Below are 14,746 nucleotides of genomic sequence, written 5' to 3'. Positions count from 1 at the left end.
TCTCCTTGAAGCTGTGCTTTATGTGTTAGCATCGCGACCCGCGCGGGAGCCAATTCAAATGGCCCGACCTGCATTGAAAAAAGCTATGCGGGTGTGAGCCTGTGCTGGTCATGGATCGGAAAGGCGGCTGAAGCGATGCAGGTATTCAATATAGCGCGCCTGCATTTGCGTGGCCCGCCAGCCCTTGCGCGTGGTCAGCCCGATATCGCGGAAATGGCCTTCCAGCGGCAGGTCGAGTTCGGTGATCACGCCCAGTTCGGCATCAACGCTGATCTGATGGCGGGATACGATGGAGATATAGGGCCCCTGGGCCAGGATGCCGCGCAGCATGACCAGCGAGGACGTGACCAGCCGCACCGGGGTCTGGTCTCGTTCATGGATGCGCAGCGTGTCGAACAGGTAACCACCTGCCGGTGTTTCGCGGGGCGGCGCCACCCAGGGATAGGCAAGCGTGTCTTCGATCGACAGGCCGCGCCGTCCGGCAAGCGGGTGGCTGGGATGGGCGACGATGGTCAGTGCGTCGCGAAACAGAAATTCCTGCGTGACGTCGTCGGCGGGGGGCGGATAGCGCAGCGCCCCGATCAGGCAATCCAGATCGCCTTCGCGAAGTGAGCGCAGCAGTTCCGGGTAGCGCCCGTCGACGACGCGCACCTGCACCCCGTGTGTGCCGGAAATCAGCGCATGGGTGGCGCGGGGCACGATGGATGTGCGCGCGAGCGGCAGGCTGCCCAGCACGAAGGTGCCGCGCCCCTCGCCCAGCTCCTGACTGATTTCTTCGATCCCTTGCCGGATTTCGGCCTGCGCCAGCTTGGCCCCCAGCACGAAGGATTCGGCAGCCGGCGTCAGCGCCACGCCCGAGGGACGGGCCGTGAAAAGGGCAACGCCCGCAAGCGCTTCGAGGCTGCGCGCCGCGCGGTGCACGGTGGGTTGCGACAGGCCGAGATTGCGCGCGGCGACGGTAAAGCTGCCGCTATTGGCGATGGCGATCAGGGTGCGCAGCTGGGCGGCTGTGACGGCGCGGTCAAAGCTGGGGCGGCGAACGCCATCGCCCTGTCCGCGCCGCGCCGCGCGCGCGCCCTCTTGCAGGTGGCGCAGGGCGGCGGCGGCGCGCGGTTCGAATGCCGTGCCGCAGGCGGTGAGCGCGAATTGCTGGCGCCGCCGGATCAGCAGCGGTGCGCCGAGATCGGATTCCAGACGTGAAATGGCCTGGGTGGCGGCGGGCTGGGACAGGTGACAGCGATCTGCCGCCAGGGATACCGAGCCCGATCGCGCCGCTTCAAGAAAGACGCGCATGTGGCGAATATTGGGAAATCCGTTCTGCATCAGGCACCCTATAGCATGTGCTTATATTGGGAACCGATTTCGAAATAGGCAAGCCGTGATGGGGAGCGGTAAGATGTGGCGAACGGTCCGGACCATGCGGGCCATGGACCAAAACGGAGCAACTGGCCATGTCCGACGAGAAAACCGCCCTGGTCATCAGCGCGCATTCCGCCGATTTTGTCTGGCGGGCGGGGGGCGCGATCGCGCTGCATCAGCAAAAGGGGTATGAGGTCACGGTTGTGTGCCTGTCCTATGGCGAGCGCGGCGAGAGCGCCAAGCTGTGGAAGCAGGAAGGCATGACGCTGGAGCGGGTCAAGGCCGCGCGCCGGGAGGAGGCCGAAAATGCCGCCGCCGCGCTGGGGGTGAAGGACATCCGCTTCTTTGACGTGGGGGATTATCCGCTGGATCTGGGGCGTGAGACGCAGGACCGGATGGTGGATGTGATCCGCGAGGTGCAGCCAAACTTCATGATGAGTCATTCCAGGTGGGATCCCTACAACACCGATCATATGAACACGACGCAGTTCGCGCTGGAATGCCGGATGATCGCGCAGGCCTGGGGGCACAATCCGGGGCAGAAGGTGCTGGGCGCGCCGCAGCTTTACCTGTTTGAGCCGCACCAGACCGAGCAGATGGACTGGAAGCCCAGCGTGTTTCTGGACATCACGGAAGTGTGGGACAGGAAATGGGCCGCGATCCAGTGCATGCGGGGGCAGGAGCATCTGTGGGATTTCTACAGGAACGTGGCCGAGAACCGGGCCAACCATTTCCGGCGAAACTCGGGCGGTCAGGCGGGCGGGCGCGCGGCGCAGTATGCCGAAGGGTTCCAGACGGTTTTCCCGCGCACGGTGGATGAACTGGAATGAGCTATCAGCCGGGAACAACGGGCGTTGTCGTCCAGACCATGGAACGGGCTGATCAATCGGTGATTGACGGGCTGGCGGAATGCGGTGTGGCCACCGTGCATGAGGCGCAGGGGCGCAAGGGGCTGATGGCGGAGTACATGCGTCCGATTTATGCGGGTGCGCGGATTGCCGGATCGGCGGTGACGATCCTGGCGCCGCCCTGTGACAACTGGATGATCCATGTCGCTATCGAGCAGTTGCAGGAAGGCGACGTGATGGTGCTGGGCACGATCTCGCCGTCAAATGCCGGGTATTTCGGGGATCTTCTGGCGACTTCGGCCAAGGCGCGGGGCTGTCGCGGGCTGATCATCGATGCCGGTGTGCGCGATGTGCGTGACCTGAGCGAGATGGGTTTTCCGGTCTGGTCCAGGGCGGTGTTCGCGCAAGGCACGATCAAGGAAACGCTGGGGTCGGTGAATGTGCCGGTGGTGTGTGCCGATGCGCTCGTGAACCCGGGGGATATCGTTGTGGCGGATGATGACGGGGTGTGTGTGGTGCGCCGCGAGGAGGCCGCCGAGGTTCTGGAAAAGGCGCGTGCGCGGGAGGCCAATGAAGCCGCCAAGCGGGCGCGGTTCGAGGCCGGGGAACTGGGGCTGGACGTTTACGGGATGCGCGAACGGCTGGCGGCGAAAGGGCTGAAATACGTCTGAGGGAGTGTTGGTGGCGCGCCGGGGGGCTGTCTGCCCCCCAGACCCCCCGAGAGTATTTCCGGCAAAATGAAGCGAGGGCTTAGGGATGAGCAGGGGCGTGCGGTGTATGTGGATGCGCGGGGGAACTTCAAAGGGGGGGTATTTCCTGGCCGACGATTTGCCCAAGGAACGTGATGCGTTCCTGATGCGCATCATGGGCGCGCCCGATCTGCGCCAGATTGACGGGATGGGTGGGGCCGATCCGTTGACCTCGAAAGTGGCGGTGGTGAAACGGTCGGAACGCGAGGGCGTGGATGTGGATTACCTGTTCTTGCAGGTTTTCGTCGATCAGCCGGTTGTTTCGGATGCGCAGAATTGCGGGAATATTCTGGCCGGGGTCGGGCCGTTTGCGATCGAGCGCGGGCTGGTGGCCGCACGGGACGGGGAAACGCCGGTGACGATATATATGGAGAATACGGGGCAGGTGGCGGTGGCGCGCGTGACGACGCCGGGGGGCGCCGTGTCCTATGCCGGGGCGGCGCGGATTGATGGCGTGCCGGGCAGCGCGGCGGCGGTGCCGGTGGCGTTCAGGGACACTGCCGGGTCGTCTTGTGGGGCTTTGCTGCCGACGGGGAATGTGGTGGATGAGGTGGATGGCGTGGCCGTGACCATGATCGACAACGGGATGCCGTGTGTTGTGATGCGGGCGGAGGATCTTGGGATTGTGGGGGACGAGGCGCCCGGGGATCTGGAAGATGACGCGGCCTTGCGCGAGAGGCTGGAGGCGATCCGGCTGGCCTGTGGGCCGTTGATGAATCTTGGGGATGTGTCCGGCAAATCCGTGCCGAAGATGACCCTGGTGAGTGCGCCGCGCGCGGGCGGGGCGATTGCGACGCGCACCTTCATTCCGCATCGTTGCCACAAGGCGATAGGCGTGTTGGGCGCGGTGAGCGTGGCGACGGCCTGTCTGATCGAGGGATCGGTGGCGTTTGATCTGGCCGCGCGTGGCGAGGGGCGCGCGCGCAGCCTGTCGATTGAGCATCCGGGCGGGGAAATGACGGTGGTGGCGACGGTGGATGAAACCGGGACAGTACGTGAGGCCGCGATTTTGCGGACGGCGCGCAAGCTGATGGATGGGGAGGTGTTCGCATGACTGTGCAGAGGATGGATGCGGATTGGCTTGAGTTCCACCCCGATCCGAAAAAGCCGGAATTTGTGCCGCCCGAGGGGGCGGTGGATGCGCATTGTCATGTGTTCGGGCCAAGCCCCGAGTTTCCGTTTGCGCCGGAGCGGAAGTATACGCCCTGCAACGCGGGCAAGGACAAGCTGTTTGAATTGCGCGATTTTCTTGGGTTTTCGCGCAATGTGATCGTGCAGGCAACCTGCCATGGCAAGGACAACCGGGCGATGGTGGATGCCTGCCGCGCGGCGGGGGACCGGGCGCGGGGCGTGGCCAGTGTGGGGGCGGACATTACCCGCGAAGACCTGGCGGGGATGCATGAGGCCGGGGTGCGCGGGGTGCGGTTCAACTTTGTCAAACGGCTGGTGGATGCGACGCCGCGAGATGTGTTCATCGCGATTGCCGAGAAGATCCAGGAATTTGGCTGGTCGATCGTGGTGTATTTCGAGGCCGCCGATTTGCAGGAGCTGGAGCCGTTTCTGAAACAGCTTCCGGGGATCATCGTAGTGGATCATATGGGGCGTCCGGATGTGGCAAAAGGCGTGGATCACCCGGATTTTTATCGCTTTATCAAGTTGATGGAGGAAAACGAAAACATCTGGACCAAGGTGACATGCCCTGAACGGCTTACCGTGGCAGGGCCGCCTTATGACGATGTGATCCCGTTTTACCGTGCCATCGTCGAGCGGTTCGAGGATCGCGTGCTATGGGGCACGGATTGGCCGCATCCGAACATGAAATCGCACATGCCCGATGACGGGGCGCTGGTGGATTACATTCCGGAAATCGCGCGAACGCCCGAACAGCAACGAAAGCTGCTCGTGGATAATCCCATGCGTCTTTACTGGGCGCGCTGAGAAAGGAGAGACCCATGGATCAGCCGGGCTATGACTATCACATCGACATTCCGGGGACGACGATCTTTGACGGCAAACAGGCCATGAAGGGCTATGCGCTCAACAAGATGTGCTACTCGTTCAACAAGAAAGAGAACCGCGATGCCTTTGCCGCGGATGAAGAGGGTTACATGGCGGCATTCGGGCTGACCGACCCGCAGAAAGAGGCGATCCGCAGCCGCGATATCCTGGGCATGATCGAGGCGGGAGGGAACATCTATTACCTTGCCAAGCTGGCCGGGATTTTCAAGCTGTCGGTGCAGGATGTGGGCGGGCTTCAGACCGGGCGCAGTACCGAGGAATTCAAGGATTTTCTGAAAAGTCAGGCCTGAGGAGGGCGTATCATGGCCAAGATTTTGGGCGGGATCACCACCTCGCATATTCCGGCGGTGGGCAACGCGATCCAGAACGAATTGTATGACGATCCCTATTGGAAGCCGTTTTTTGACGGCTATCCCAAGGTGCATGAGTGGGTGAAGGCGAACAAACCCGACTATGTGATCAACATCTACAATGATCACGGTTTGGGGTTTTTCCTGGACCAAATGCCGACCTTTGCGATTGGCGCGGCGCATGAATATCGCAACGAGGATGAGGGTTGGGGGTTGCCCGAATTGCCGCCCTTTCCCGGTGCGCCGGAGTTGAGCTGGCATATCATCGAGTCGATGGTGGCGGATGAATTCGACATCACGTCGTGTCAGGAATTGCCGGTGGATCACGGGTTCGTCGTGCCGATGCAGCTGTTCTGGCCGGGGGCGCCGAACAACCCGGACATGCCGCGCGCGGTGCCGATCAGCGCCAACACGGTGCAGCACCCGATCCCGACGCTGAAACGGGCGCTGGATTTTGGCAAGGCGTTGCGCAAGGCGCTGCTGAGTTTTCCCGAGGATGCGAAGATTGTCGTGCTGGGCACAGGCGGGTTGAGCCATCAGCTGGACGGCGAGCGGGCCGGGTTCATCAACCGTGAATTTGACGAATATTGCCTGAACAATATCGTGCATAATCCCGAGGAGCTGACCAGGATCAGCCGGATGGAACTGGTGGAAAAGGCGGGGGCGCAGGGGACCGAATTCCTGATGTGGATGATGATGCGCGGGGCGCTGGGCGATGATGTGACCGAGCTGACGCGGAACTATCACATCCCGATTTCCAATACCGGGGCGGGCACGTTGTTGATCGAATGCGGCTAGGCAGGGGGCGCGGCGCGGCGGCGAAAGTCGCGCGGGCTCAGGCCGGTCGCACGGGAAAAGACGCGGCTGAAATAGGCCGGGTCTTCGAAGCCCAGCGTGTAGGCAATGGTTGAGACCGGCAGGTTCGTGTAGACCAGATTGCGCCGGGCCTCGCGGATGATGCGTTCCTCGATCAGCCGAGTGGCCGGACGCCCGGTGGCGGCGCGGGTGACGCGGCTGAGATGGGTGGGACTGACAGCAAGGGCGTTGGCATAATCCGCCACCCTCCAGTGATCGGGGAAATGGGAGTCTAGCAGGGTTTCGAAGCGGGTCAGAAGACCGGGCTTTGCGGCGGCGTCGGGCTTGTCCGTGTTTTGCGCCAGTGCGTGTGCGATATGTCCAAGCAAAAGTGCGCACTGTGCTCGCAGGATATGGGCGCGTGCAAAGGCGCGACCGGCAAAGGCAGTTGAGATTTCCAGGATCGTCCGGGTGATCTCGGGCCGGGCGGGATGCACGGTTGGGCGGGACAGGATCTGCGCCAACCCTTCCGAGGGGCGCAGGGTCTCGTCCAGGATCTCGGCGGCCAGTGTAATGACGTGACCGCGCGTGTCGGGATCAAAGGCGAACCCATGCACGATACCCGTTGGAACATTGACAAGTGAGCCGGGTGAGATCAGGTGCGGTTCGCCGTCGAGCGTTACCCGTCCGGCCCCGTTTTCCAACAGCAGAACCTGATGCAGGCGGGCATGGCGATGGGGGGCGAATTCCCAGTCATGCAAGCGCGACCGGGCCTCGATGGTTTCGCAATGCACCACATCGGGCAGGTCGCCGGTCTCTCCGAAAAGGTTGTAGTTCAGAATGGGGCTGCCGCGCGGATCGCTCATGTTCGAATTGTACCAGTTGTGGGCGCTCTGGTCCATTCAATCCGGGCAAAATCCGGGCCACACTTCCCCATTCTCAGGAGGAGGACGGGAGAATGAAGACCCAAGTCTGTATCATTGGCGGCGGGCCGTCGGGGCTGATGCTGTCGCAGTTGTTGCACCTGAAGGGCATCGATACCGTGGTTCTGGAACGCCAGAGCCGGGAATACGTGCTGGGACGGATTCGCGCCGGGGTATTGGAGCACGGGTTTGCCGAACTGATGCGTGAGGCCCAGTGCGGCGAACGCATGGACAGGGAGGGCGAGATTCACGAAGGGTTCTATATCGCCAACGAAGGTGAGATGAACCGGGTGGATCTGCACAAGTATTCAGGTGGCAATTCGGTGGTTGTGTATGGGCAGACCGAACTGACCCGTGATCTTTATGAAGCGCGCGACAAGATGAACGGCACCGTCATCCACAATGTCGAGGACGTGAAGCTGCATGATCTGAAAGCCGAAAAACCCCATGTGACCTATCGCGACGGGGACAATATCGTGCGTATTGATTGCGATTTCGTTATCGGGGCGGATGGGTTTCACGGGGTCAGCCGGAAATCGATCCCGTCGGATGTGTTGAAGGAATACGAAAAGGTGTACCCGTTTGGCTGGCTGGGGGTGCTGAGCCGCACCAAGCCCGTTTCGCCAGAACTGATCTATGCCAAACACGCGCGCGGATTTGCGCTTTGCTCGCTGCGCAGCCAGGTGCTGAGCCGGTATTACATTCAGGTGCCGCTGACCGATACGGTCGAGGATTGGTCTGACGATGCTTTCTGGGCCGAACTGAAGCGGCGCTTGCCCGATGAGGTGTCAGACAAGCTGGAAACCGGCGACTCGATCGAGAAATCCATCGCTCCGTTGCGGAGTTTTGTTGCGGAACCAATGCGTTACGGGAATCTGTTCCTGGCGGGCGACGCGGCGCATATTGTGCCGCCGACGGGCGCGCGGGGGCTGAATTCGGCGGCCTCCGACATCTATTACCTGTATCACGCCATGCTGGGGCATTACCTGAACGGGGATGACAGCGGGCTGGAAGCCTATTCGCAAAAAGCGCTGGCGCGGGTGTGGAAGGCGCAGCGGTTCAGTTGGTGGATGACATCGATGCTGCACAATTTCCCGGACAATATCGCCTATGACCAGCGGCTTCAGCAGATCGAGATGGAATACCTGTTTTCCTCCGAGGCGGCGATGAGCTCGCTGGCGGAAAATTATGTGGGGCTACCGTTTTAGGCGCCTGCGGGGTCAGCCTTGCTGACCCCATTGTGCATCCTGCATCTCGCGCAGACGGCTGGCGGTGCGTTCAAACTCGAACGTGCCCTCGCCCTCGACATAGAGCATTTCCGGTTCCGCGGCAGCCGAACAGATCAGCCGCACGCGGGCCTCGTACAGCGCGTCAATCAGGGTGACAAAGCGTTTGGCCTCGTTGAAATTGTGCCGGGATAACCTTGGAATATCTTCCAGAATCAATACCTTGACGGCATTTGCGATGGCCAGGTAATCGCCTGGCCCCAGCATTCTTGAACACAGGTCAAAGAAGGTCGCGCGGGCGATGCCGTTGCGGTAGGCGGGCAGTTCGATCTGCCGCCCCTTGACGGTAAGAATAAGCGGTTGCGCGGCGCCGCCGGTCAGATCGGTCCAGATGCCGCGGATCTGGGAGCGGGCCTCGGTGCCGGCCTGAACAAAGTAAACCGGGCTGCCAGACAGGCGGTTCTGGCGGTAGTCATGCGGGCTGACCAACTCCCAGACGCGCAGATGTTGCTTGATCAGGTCGATGAAAGGCAGGAACAGCTGGCGATTGAGCCCGTTCTTGTACAGATCGCCCGGCACGCGGTTGGAGGTGGTGACGATGACGGTGCCCGCCTGAAACAGCTGTTCGAACAGGCGCCCGACAATCATCGCGTCGGTGATGTCGGTGATCTGCATTTCGTCAAAGGCCAGAAGGCGCACATTGTCGGACACCGCCCTGGCGACGGGTTGAATTGCATCCTCGACCCCGCGTTGACGGGCCTGATGCATGGCCTCGTGTATCTCCTGCATGAAGGCATGGAAATGCACGCGCCGCACAGGCACGTCCAGCGACTCGACAAACAGGTCCATCAGCATGGACTTGCCGCGCCCGACACCCCCCCAAAGATAAAGTCCCTGGATAGGATCAGGAGCGGATTTGCGGAACCAGCCCTTTTTCACCGGCTTGGCCAATTCCGCGCGGATGCGTTCGAATTGCGGCAGGACCGCCTCTTGCGCCGCGTCGGCGTGCAGGTCACCGGCGGCGATTTTGGCGGCGTATATCTGTGGCAGGGTGCTCATGCCCCTGACTTAGCCAATGCTGAGAGCAAGGGGAAGATACGCTATGTCATGACAGGATGTTATGTATTGATGAACAAATGCTGAATTGACCGGCAAAAGGCGCGCGGGCATCGTGATCAGAGCGCAACAGGAGCCCGGACATGGCGCAGAAGGCCCCTCTTTTCACACCGGTCCTGCTGGTCGGGTGCATCATTGTTCTGGTGTCGTTTGGCATCCGGGCAAGCTTTGGCGTGTTCCAGATCCCGATTGCCGCCGAGTTCGGCTGGCTGCGCAGCGAATTCTCGATGGCGATTGCGATACAGAATCTGGCCTGGGGGATCGGACAGCCGGTTTTCGGGGCGCTGGCCGAAAGGATCGGGGATCGGCGCGCGATCGTCATTGGCGCGTTCGTCTATGCGGCAGGGCTGGTGCTGTCGTCCTGGGCGGTCAGCCCGGAGGCCCATCAACTCTATGAAATTCTTGTGGGTTTCGGGATTGCCGGAACCGGATTCGGTGTGGTTCTGGCGGTTGTGGGGCGTGCCAGCACGGACGAAAACCGGTCCATGGCGCTGGCCATGGTCACGGTTGCCGGCTCGGTCGGGCAGATTGTTGGTCCGCCGTTGGCCGAGTGGATGCTGTCTTTTGCCAGTTGGCAAACCACGTTCCTGGTGTTTGCCGCGACGGTGCTGGCAACCCTGCTGCTTTTGCCGATGATGCGCGCGCCCGCGGTCAGCCGGGCCGAACTGGAAGAGAGCATGGCGGCGATCCCTGGACGGGCGTTTCGTGATCCGTCCTACACGCTGATCTTTCTGGGGTTTTTCAGCTGCGGCTATCAGCTGGGGTTCATCACGGCGCATTTCCCGGCGATGATCACCAAGGCGAGCGCCGCGATTGACCCCTTGGGTTTGCTGGCCCGCCTTGGGCTGACGACACCATCCGCGGTGGGTGTGCTGAGTGTGATCCTGCATTTGCCGATCCGGGAGCGGCGGGAATTGGCCGGGGGGATCTGACGCGCGGGCGAATCGGGGTTAACGCGTTGGGATCGCGTTAAAAAGCGGCTTCGGCAATGCGTCGGTATCACGTCGGTATTACGTCGGTCTTGAATCGCGGATCGGCCCGGTTGACGTTGCGCGCGTTGCGCGGGGACCGGGCAGCCTACGGGGGGGTGAACCGGTCGAGGATGAAGCGGGCCGTCATCAGGTCGAGATGGGCGCCGCCGCCATTCTTGAAGAGGGTGATTTCGTCGTCCGATCCGCGCCGGAAGTCATCGAGCGCATAGTAATCGGCCAACACGTGATCGCGGGCGATGGCGCCGGATGCCAGCGGGATCCTGAGCTCGCCAATATGGTCGAGCGTGGTGTCGAAGCTGTCGACAAACACCCGCGCCCGGCGCAGCGCGGTGTCGTCGGCCTCGCGCATGTCGGGACGGTAGGCGCCGATCAGATCGACATGCTGGCCCGGTTGCAGCCAGTCGCCGCGCAATGTGGGCTCGGTGGACATGGTGGCGCAGGTGATGATGTCGGCCCGGCGCATGGCGGTTTGCAGATCGGTGGCCACCGACATCCCCTTGATTTCGGACGCCATTTTCTCGGCATTTGCGGGGGTCCGGTTCCACACGGCAAAGGATGCGTCCGGGAAGGCGGCGCAATAGGCGGCGTGCAGGTTGCGCCCCACGGTGCCCGCGCCGACGATCAGGATATTGCGGCTGTCGGGCCGGGCAAGCCGGCGCGCGGCCAGAAGGCTGTCACCGGCGGTCTTCCACTTGGTGACGAGGTGGAAGTCCAGCAGCGCCTCCAGCCGCCCGTGGGTGTCGTCAAACAGGGTGACGGCGCCGTGGATCATGGGCACGTTCCGGGCCGGGTTGCCGGGAAAGACGGTGGCGGATTTCACCGCGATGCCCAACCCGTCAATCCAGGCCTGGCGTTGCAGCAGCGTATCCTTGCCACGATAGAGGAAGCTGTCGGAAATTTCGGCCCGGGGCAGGGCATGACCGGCCGCAAGCGCGTCGGTGAGATCCAGCCAGTCGAGATTTCTTTCGCCTTGGGCAAAGGGGATGATCGTGGTCATTGGGCCTCTTCCTCGCTAAGCAGCCCCTCGGCCACGAGGCGGTCGGCCCAGCCCTGGGGATTGGTGAAATGGTGCGTCTGCCAACCCCGCGCGGCGGCGGCGGCGATGTTGTCGGCGCGGTCGTCGGCAAAGAGGAGCCGGTCAGGGGACAGGCCGCAATCGCGTTCGACATGTTCGAAGATCGCCGGGTCGGGTTTGATCAGCTTCAGGCGGCCCGAGACATATTCGCGGTCAAACAGCGTCAGGAAGGGGAACGCCTGTTGCGAGAGCGGAAAATTGTCATGGCCGAAATTGGTCAGGGTAAAAACCGCCACGCCGTTGCGTTTGAGCGCCTCAAGCAGGCGCACGGAATGGGGGATGGCGGGGGCGGCGAGGTCGTTCCAGTTGTCGTGCCACATGCGCAGTTCGGCCTGCCATTCGGGATAGCGCGGGATCAGGCGCCGGATCATGCCGGGCAGGGAGGCGCCCCGGTCGATTTCCTCGTGATGGCGGTGCATGTCGGTGGCGGCAAAGAAGGCGCGGCGGCGATCCGGCCCGATGGCGCGATCATAGAAGTTTTCGGGCTGCCATTCGATCAGCACATTGCCGATGTCGAAGATTACCGCGTCGATCTGGGGCATTGGGGCTCCGGTGGTGGCGCTGTTCGCTGTGCAGATTAGGCGGCGGATGGCCCGGGGGAAAGTGGCAATTCCCGTCAGCGGCGGGTGCGGGGGTGTTGTGCGCCGGCCACGGGGCTGACACGGCTTTCACGCCAGAACACGAACAGGCCCGCGCCGATGATCAGCGCCATGCCGGCCCATGTCTGAGGCTGGGGCCATTCGCCGAACACGATCACGCCAAAGGCCACGGCCATGGGCATGGCGGCATATTCCAGAGGCGCGATCAGGCTGGCTTCGGAGATACGGTAGGCCTGGCTGATGAAGAAGCCGCCACAGGCGCTGGCAAGGCCAAGCAGGGCCAGCAGGGGCCAGTCCGGTGCGGCGGGCCAGAACCAGCCGCGCAGCAGGAAATCGAACATGCTTGCGCCACCGGACTCGTAGGCGCCATGCCCCAGGGTAAGGCCGACAGCGCCGGACATCACGATGAACACAAGCTGGATATAGACCGACATGGTGGCGGCGCTTTCGGTCACGCCGATCTTGCGGGTCATGATGTGCAGCGCGGCATAGGCCACGGCGGCGGCGATGGGAAAGAGAAGCGCGGCATTGAAGCTGTCACCGCCGGGGCGGACCATGATCAGAACGCCGAGCAGACCGGCAAGAACGGCGAAGATGCGGCGTGGCCCGATCTTTTCCCCGAGGAAAATGGCGGAAAACAGGGTGATGATCAGGGGCGAGACAAAGAAGACGGCCACCGCGTCGGCCAGCGGCAGAACCGAGAGGCCAAGAAAGAAGGTGGTGTTGGCGAACACCACGCAGGCACCGCGCATCAGGTGCATTCCAAGGCGGCGGGTGCGCAGCACCCTGAAACCGCCGTCCAGCGGCACGATGATCAGCAACAGCAGGGACAGCCCGATCAAAGAGCGGATCAGGACGATTTCATGCAGGGCGTAATCGCCGGAAAGGAACTTGATCGTAACGTCGTTGATCGAAAAGAAAAACGTGGCGAGCAGCGCCGAAAGCGGGCCAAGGGGAAAGCGATTGGTCATGGGCGCAGTTGGCCCGCCGCCCAGGATGCGGTCTAGCGAAAAAACGACAGGGATCGCAGAAATCCGGGGCAGCGCCGTCCCCCCTGGCCACGCCCACCCGCCCACCCCGTGGCCAGGGGGAACGGCGGTGGTGTGCCCGGTGTCAGGCCGTGCCGCGGGACGCGGCGCGCATTTCGCGTTCGAGCGCGTCCAGGAAGCGGGAGCGGTCGGCCTTGGAGAAAGGTTTGCCACCGCCCTGCCGAAACGGGTCGGCGGCGCGCAGATCGGTCATCAGGTCGCGGGTGGCAAGGGCATTGCCGACATTGGCCGCCGTCAGCGATTCGCCATTGGGTTTCAGCACCCGCGCGCCGTTTTCGACGCAGCGCGCGGCCAGCGGGATGTCGGCGGTGATTACCACGTCACCCGGCCCGGCGCGGTCGGCGATCCACATGTCGGCCACGTCCGGCCCGTCGGGCACGATCACGTTTTCCACCAGCGGATTGGGCGAGGGGCGCAGGCCGCCGTTGGAAACCACGAACATCGGCGCACGGTGGCGGGTGGCGACACGTTCGGCCTCGGCCCGCACCGGGCAGGCATCGGCATCGACATAAACTTTGATCATCTGCGCACCACTCGCGTCTGAGCCGGTGTGCCGGTCAGACGGCGCAGGTCATGTCTTCGCCACAGCACATGGGCGATTTGATCTTGCCCTCGCATTTGGGGCATTTCGAGATCTGCACCGACGTGCCGTCATCCTTGGTCAGGGTGTCGTTGACGAGCGGCTCGTGACAGTCTGCGCATTCGGCGTTCACGCCCATTCCGCAGGAACTGCAGCGATATGTTGCCATGGATAATCCTCCTGTTCGTTGAGGTGATCTTGCGTGTGAACCGATGTCGGATCAAGAGGGCTAGTCCGCATAAAGCGCCTCGGCATGGAAGGCGACGTGGTCTTCCATGAAGGTCGACACAAAGAAATAGCTGTGGTCATAGCCCTTGTGCAGCCGGAAGGTGGCGGGCTGGCGGCGTTCGGCAATGGCGGCGGCGAGCGCTTCGGGGCGGAGCATGTCGATATACGGATCGGCGGCGCCGGTGTCGATCAGCATTGGTCCGTCAAAGCCGCGCTCGCGCATCAGCGCGGTGCTGTCATGGGCGGCCCAGTCCGCCGGGTTGTCGCCCAGATAGGCGCGCAACTGTTTGGTGCCCCAGTCGGTGGCGGTGGGGTTGGCGATGGGCGCCAGCGCCGAAACCGAGCGGTAGCGGCCGGGCAGGGACATGGCCAGCGTCAGCGCGCCATGTCCGCCCATGGAGTGGCCCATGATCGACTGGCGCGTCATGTCGAGCGGGAATTTTTCCTGCACCATCGAGGGCAGGTCTTCGGCGATGTAATCCCACATGTTGTAATGCGGCGCCCAGGGTTTGCGGGTGGCATTCACATAGAACCCGGCGCCCTGGCCAAGATCGTATTCGGGATCGTCTGCCACCTTGTCGCCGCGCGGCGAGGTGTCGGGAAAAATCAATGCAATGCCCTGTTCGGCGGCCCATTGCTGGGCCCCGGCCTTGACCATGGCGTTTTCGTGGGTGCAGGTCAGGCCTGAAAGATACCACAAGAGCGGCACCGGGCCGAACTGGGCTTCTTCCGGCAGGAAAAGGCCAAAGGTCATCTCGCAGCGGCAGGTTTGCGACAGGTGGGAATACACGCCCTGAATGCCGCCGAAGGCACGGTTTTCCGAAATGGTTTCCATGGC

At 62.7% G+C, this 14,746-nt stretch carries 16 protein-coding genes and 1 pseudogene; 8 read left to right on the top strand and 9 right to left on the bottom strand.

Features of this window, described 5'->3' with window-relative positions:
• Nucleotides 1-108: 108 nt before the first annotated feature.
• A complete protein-coding gene (locus I3253_RS08665; protein WP_197917257.1) occupies nt 109-1,323 on the bottom strand; it encodes a LysR family transcriptional regulator in 1,215 nt (404 codons plus the stop codon).
• Nucleotides 1,324-1,451: 128 nt separating this feature from the next.
• Here I3253_RS08665 and I3253_RS08660 point away from each other — a divergent pair, with 128 nt between their 5' ends.
• The 6 genes from I3253_RS08660 to I3253_RS08635 all read left to right on the top strand — a co-directional run bounded on the left by I3253_RS08660 (nt 1,452) and on the right by I3253_RS08635 (nt 6,123).
• Nucleotides 1,452-2,189 (top strand): PIG-L deacetylase family protein, encoded by a 738-nt coding sequence (locus I3253_RS08660; RefSeq protein WP_197917256.1) that lies wholly within the window; start codon nt 1,452-1,454, stop codon nt 2,187-2,189.
• Complete coding sequence (locus I3253_RS08655; protein WP_197917255.1) at nt 2,186-2,878, top strand: 4-carboxy-4-hydroxy-2-oxoadipate aldolase/oxaloacetate decarboxylase; 693 nt, start codon at nt 2,186-2,188, stop codon at nt 2,876-2,878. The genes I3253_RS08660 and I3253_RS08655 overlap by 4 nt, the downstream gene beginning before the upstream one ends.
• Before the next feature lie 85 nt (nt 2,879-2,963).
• Nucleotides 2,964-4,010 (top strand): 4-oxalomesaconate tautomerase, encoded by a 1,047-nt coding sequence (locus tag I3253_RS08650; protein WP_197917254.1) that lies wholly within the window; start codon nt 2,964-2,966, stop codon nt 4,008-4,010.
• Nucleotides 4,007-4,894: an amidohydrolase family protein gene (locus I3253_RS08645; RefSeq protein ID WP_232236865.1), complete on the top strand. Its 888-nt coding sequence runs from the start codon at nt 4,007-4,009 to the stop codon at nt 4,892-4,894. Before I3253_RS08650 ends, I3253_RS08645 begins: the two co-directional genes overlap by 4 nt.
• A gap of 14 nt (nt 4,895-4,908) precedes the next feature.
• Nucleotides 4,909-5,265, top strand: a complete 357-nt coding sequence (locus tag I3253_RS08640; RefSeq protein ID WP_197917253.1) for a protocatechuate 4,5-dioxygenase subunit alpha — start codon at nt 4,909-4,911, stop codon at nt 5,263-5,265.
• A 12-nt stretch (nt 5,266-5,277) separates the two neighbouring features.
• Complete coding sequence (locus I3253_RS08635) at nt 5,278-6,123, top strand: class III extradiol dioxygenase family protein (protein ID WP_197917252.1); 846 nt, start codon at nt 5,278-5,280, stop codon at nt 6,121-6,123.
• Here the strand turns inward: I3253_RS08635 and I3253_RS08630 are convergent.
• On the bottom strand, nt 6,120-7,022 hold the full coding sequence (locus I3253_RS08630) for a helix-turn-helix domain-containing protein (protein WP_197917251.1): 903 nt from the start codon (nt 7,020-7,022) through the stop codon (nt 6,120-6,122). The two genes, I3253_RS08635 and I3253_RS08630, sit on opposite strands and share 4 nt — an antisense overlap.
• Before the next feature lie 56 nt (nt 7,023-7,078).
• Here I3253_RS08630 and pobA point away from each other — a divergent pair, with 56 nt between their 5' ends.
• The gene (gene pobA / locus I3253_RS08625; protein ID WP_197917250.1) at nt 7,079-8,251 is read left to right on the top strand and encodes a 4-hydroxybenzoate 3-monooxygenase; all 1,173 of its coding nucleotides are present in this window, start codon (nt 7,079-7,081) and stop codon (nt 8,249-8,251) included.
• Between the two features lie 12 nt (nt 8,252-8,263).
• On the opposite strand, the gene zapE is transcribed toward pobA, so the two are convergent.
• Nucleotides 8,264-9,328 carry a cell division protein ZapE gene (gene zapE, locus I3253_RS08620; protein WP_197917249.1) on the bottom strand — a complete coding sequence of 355 codons (1,065 nt, stop codon included), beginning with the start codon at nt 9,326-9,328 and terminating at the stop codon, nt 8,264-8,266.
• A 140-nt stretch (nt 9,329-9,468) separates the two neighbouring features.
• On the opposite strand from zapE, the pseudogene I3253_RS08615 reads away from it, so the two are divergent.
• Nucleotides 9,469-10,272: pseudogene (locus tag I3253_RS08615) on the top strand (MFS transporter); the annotation flags it as partial.
• Between the two features lie 190 nt (nt 10,273-10,462).
• On the opposite strand, the gene I3253_RS08610 reads toward I3253_RS08615, so the two are convergent.
• From I3253_RS08610 to fghA, 6 genes are all read right to left on the bottom strand, one after another.
• A complete protein-coding gene (locus I3253_RS08610; RefSeq protein ID WP_197917247.1) occupies nt 10,463-11,374 on the bottom strand; it encodes an ornithine cyclodeaminase family protein in 912 nt (303 codons plus the stop codon).
• Nucleotides 11,371-11,994 (bottom strand): HAD-IA family hydrolase, encoded by a 624-nt coding sequence (locus I3253_RS08605; RefSeq protein WP_197917246.1) that lies wholly within the window; start codon nt 11,992-11,994, stop codon nt 11,371-11,373. Before I3253_RS08605 ends, I3253_RS08610 begins: the two co-directional genes overlap by 4 nt.
• 74 nt (nt 11,995-12,068) lie before the next feature.
• On the bottom strand, nt 12,069-13,022 hold the full coding sequence (locus tag I3253_RS08600; RefSeq protein ID WP_197917245.1) for a DMT family transporter: 954 nt from the start codon (nt 13,020-13,022) through the stop codon (nt 12,069-12,071).
• A 142-nt stretch (nt 13,023-13,164) separates the two neighbouring features.
• Complete coding sequence (locus I3253_RS08595; protein WP_197917244.1) at nt 13,165-13,623, bottom strand: YaiI/YqxD family protein; 459 nt, start codon at nt 13,621-13,623, stop codon at nt 13,165-13,167.
• 34 nt (nt 13,624-13,657) lie between these two features.
• On the bottom strand, nt 13,658-13,849 hold the full coding sequence (locus I3253_RS08590) for a hypothetical protein (RefSeq protein WP_197917243.1): 192 nt from the start codon (nt 13,847-13,849) through the stop codon (nt 13,658-13,660).
• 60 nt (nt 13,850-13,909) lie between these two features.
• A complete protein-coding gene (gene fghA / locus I3253_RS08585; RefSeq protein WP_197917242.1) occupies nt 13,910-14,743 on the bottom strand; it encodes an S-formylglutathione hydrolase in 834 nt (277 codons plus the stop codon).
• Between the last annotated feature and the right edge of the window lie 3 nt (nt 14,744-14,746).

It is taken from the genome of Thiosulfatihalobacter marinus (genome assembly GCF_016019955.1).
Classification (GTDB): domain Bacteria; phylum Pseudomonadota; class Alphaproteobacteria; order Rhodobacterales; family Rhodobacteraceae; genus Shimia; species Shimia marinus_A.
This window is presented reverse-complemented; position numbering and strand designations above follow the sequence as displayed.

Excerpts from the sequence above, each read along its gene's own strand:
- I3253_RS08665 (WP_197917257.1), bottom strand. The coding sequence starts at position 1,323 with ATGCAGAACGGATTTCCCAATATTCGCCACATGCGCGTCTTTCTTGAA.
- I3253_RS08660 (WP_197917256.1), top strand. The coding sequence starts at position 1,452 with ATGTCCGACGAGAAAACCGCCCTGGTCATCAGCGCGCATTCCGCCGAT.
- I3253_RS08655 (WP_197917255.1), top strand. The coding sequence starts at position 2,186 with ATGAGCTATCAGCCGGGAACAACGGGCGTTGTCGTCCAGACCATGGAA.
- I3253_RS08650 (WP_197917254.1), top strand. The coding sequence starts at position 2,964 with ATGAGCAGGGGCGTGCGGTGTATGTGGATGCGCGGGGGAACTTCAAAG.
- I3253_RS08645 (WP_232236865.1), top strand. The coding sequence starts at position 4,007 with ATGACTGTGCAGAGGATGGATGCGGATTGGCTTGAGTTCCACCCCGAT.
- I3253_RS08640 (WP_197917253.1), top strand. The coding sequence starts at position 4,909 with ATGGATCAGCCGGGCTATGACTATCACATCGACATTCCGGGGACGACG.
- I3253_RS08635 (WP_197917252.1), top strand. The coding sequence starts at position 5,278 with ATGGCCAAGATTTTGGGCGGGATCACCACCTCGCATATTCCGGCGGTG.
- I3253_RS08630 (WP_197917251.1), bottom strand. The coding sequence starts at position 7,022 with ATGGACCAGAGCGCCCACAACTGGTACAATTCGAACATGAGCGATCCG.
- pobA (WP_197917250.1), top strand. The coding sequence starts at position 7,079 with ATGAAGACCCAAGTCTGTATCATTGGCGGCGGGCCGTCGGGGCTGATG.
- zapE (WP_197917249.1), bottom strand. The coding sequence starts at position 9,328 with ATGAGCACCCTGCCACAGATATACGCCGCCAAAATCGCCGCCGGTGAC.
- I3253_RS08610 (WP_197917247.1), bottom strand. The coding sequence starts at position 11,374 with ATGACCACGATCATCCCCTTTGCCCAAGGCGAAAGAAATCTCGACTGG.
- I3253_RS08605 (WP_197917246.1), bottom strand. The coding sequence starts at position 11,994 with ATGCCCCAGATCGACGCGGTAATCTTCGACATCGGCAATGTGCTGATC.
- I3253_RS08600 (WP_197917245.1), bottom strand. The coding sequence starts at position 13,022 with ATGACCAATCGCTTTCCCCTTGGCCCGCTTTCGGCGCTGCTCGCCACG.
- I3253_RS08595 (WP_197917244.1), bottom strand. The coding sequence starts at position 13,623 with ATGATCAAAGTTTATGTCGATGCCGATGCCTGCCCGGTGCGGGCCGAG.
- I3253_RS08590 (WP_197917243.1), bottom strand. The coding sequence starts at position 13,849 with ATGGCAACATATCGCTGCAGTTCCTGCGGAATGGGCGTGAACGCCGAA.
- fghA (WP_197917242.1), bottom strand. The coding sequence starts at position 14,743 with ATGGAAACCATTTCGGAAAACCGTGCCTTCGGCGGCATTCAGGGCGTG.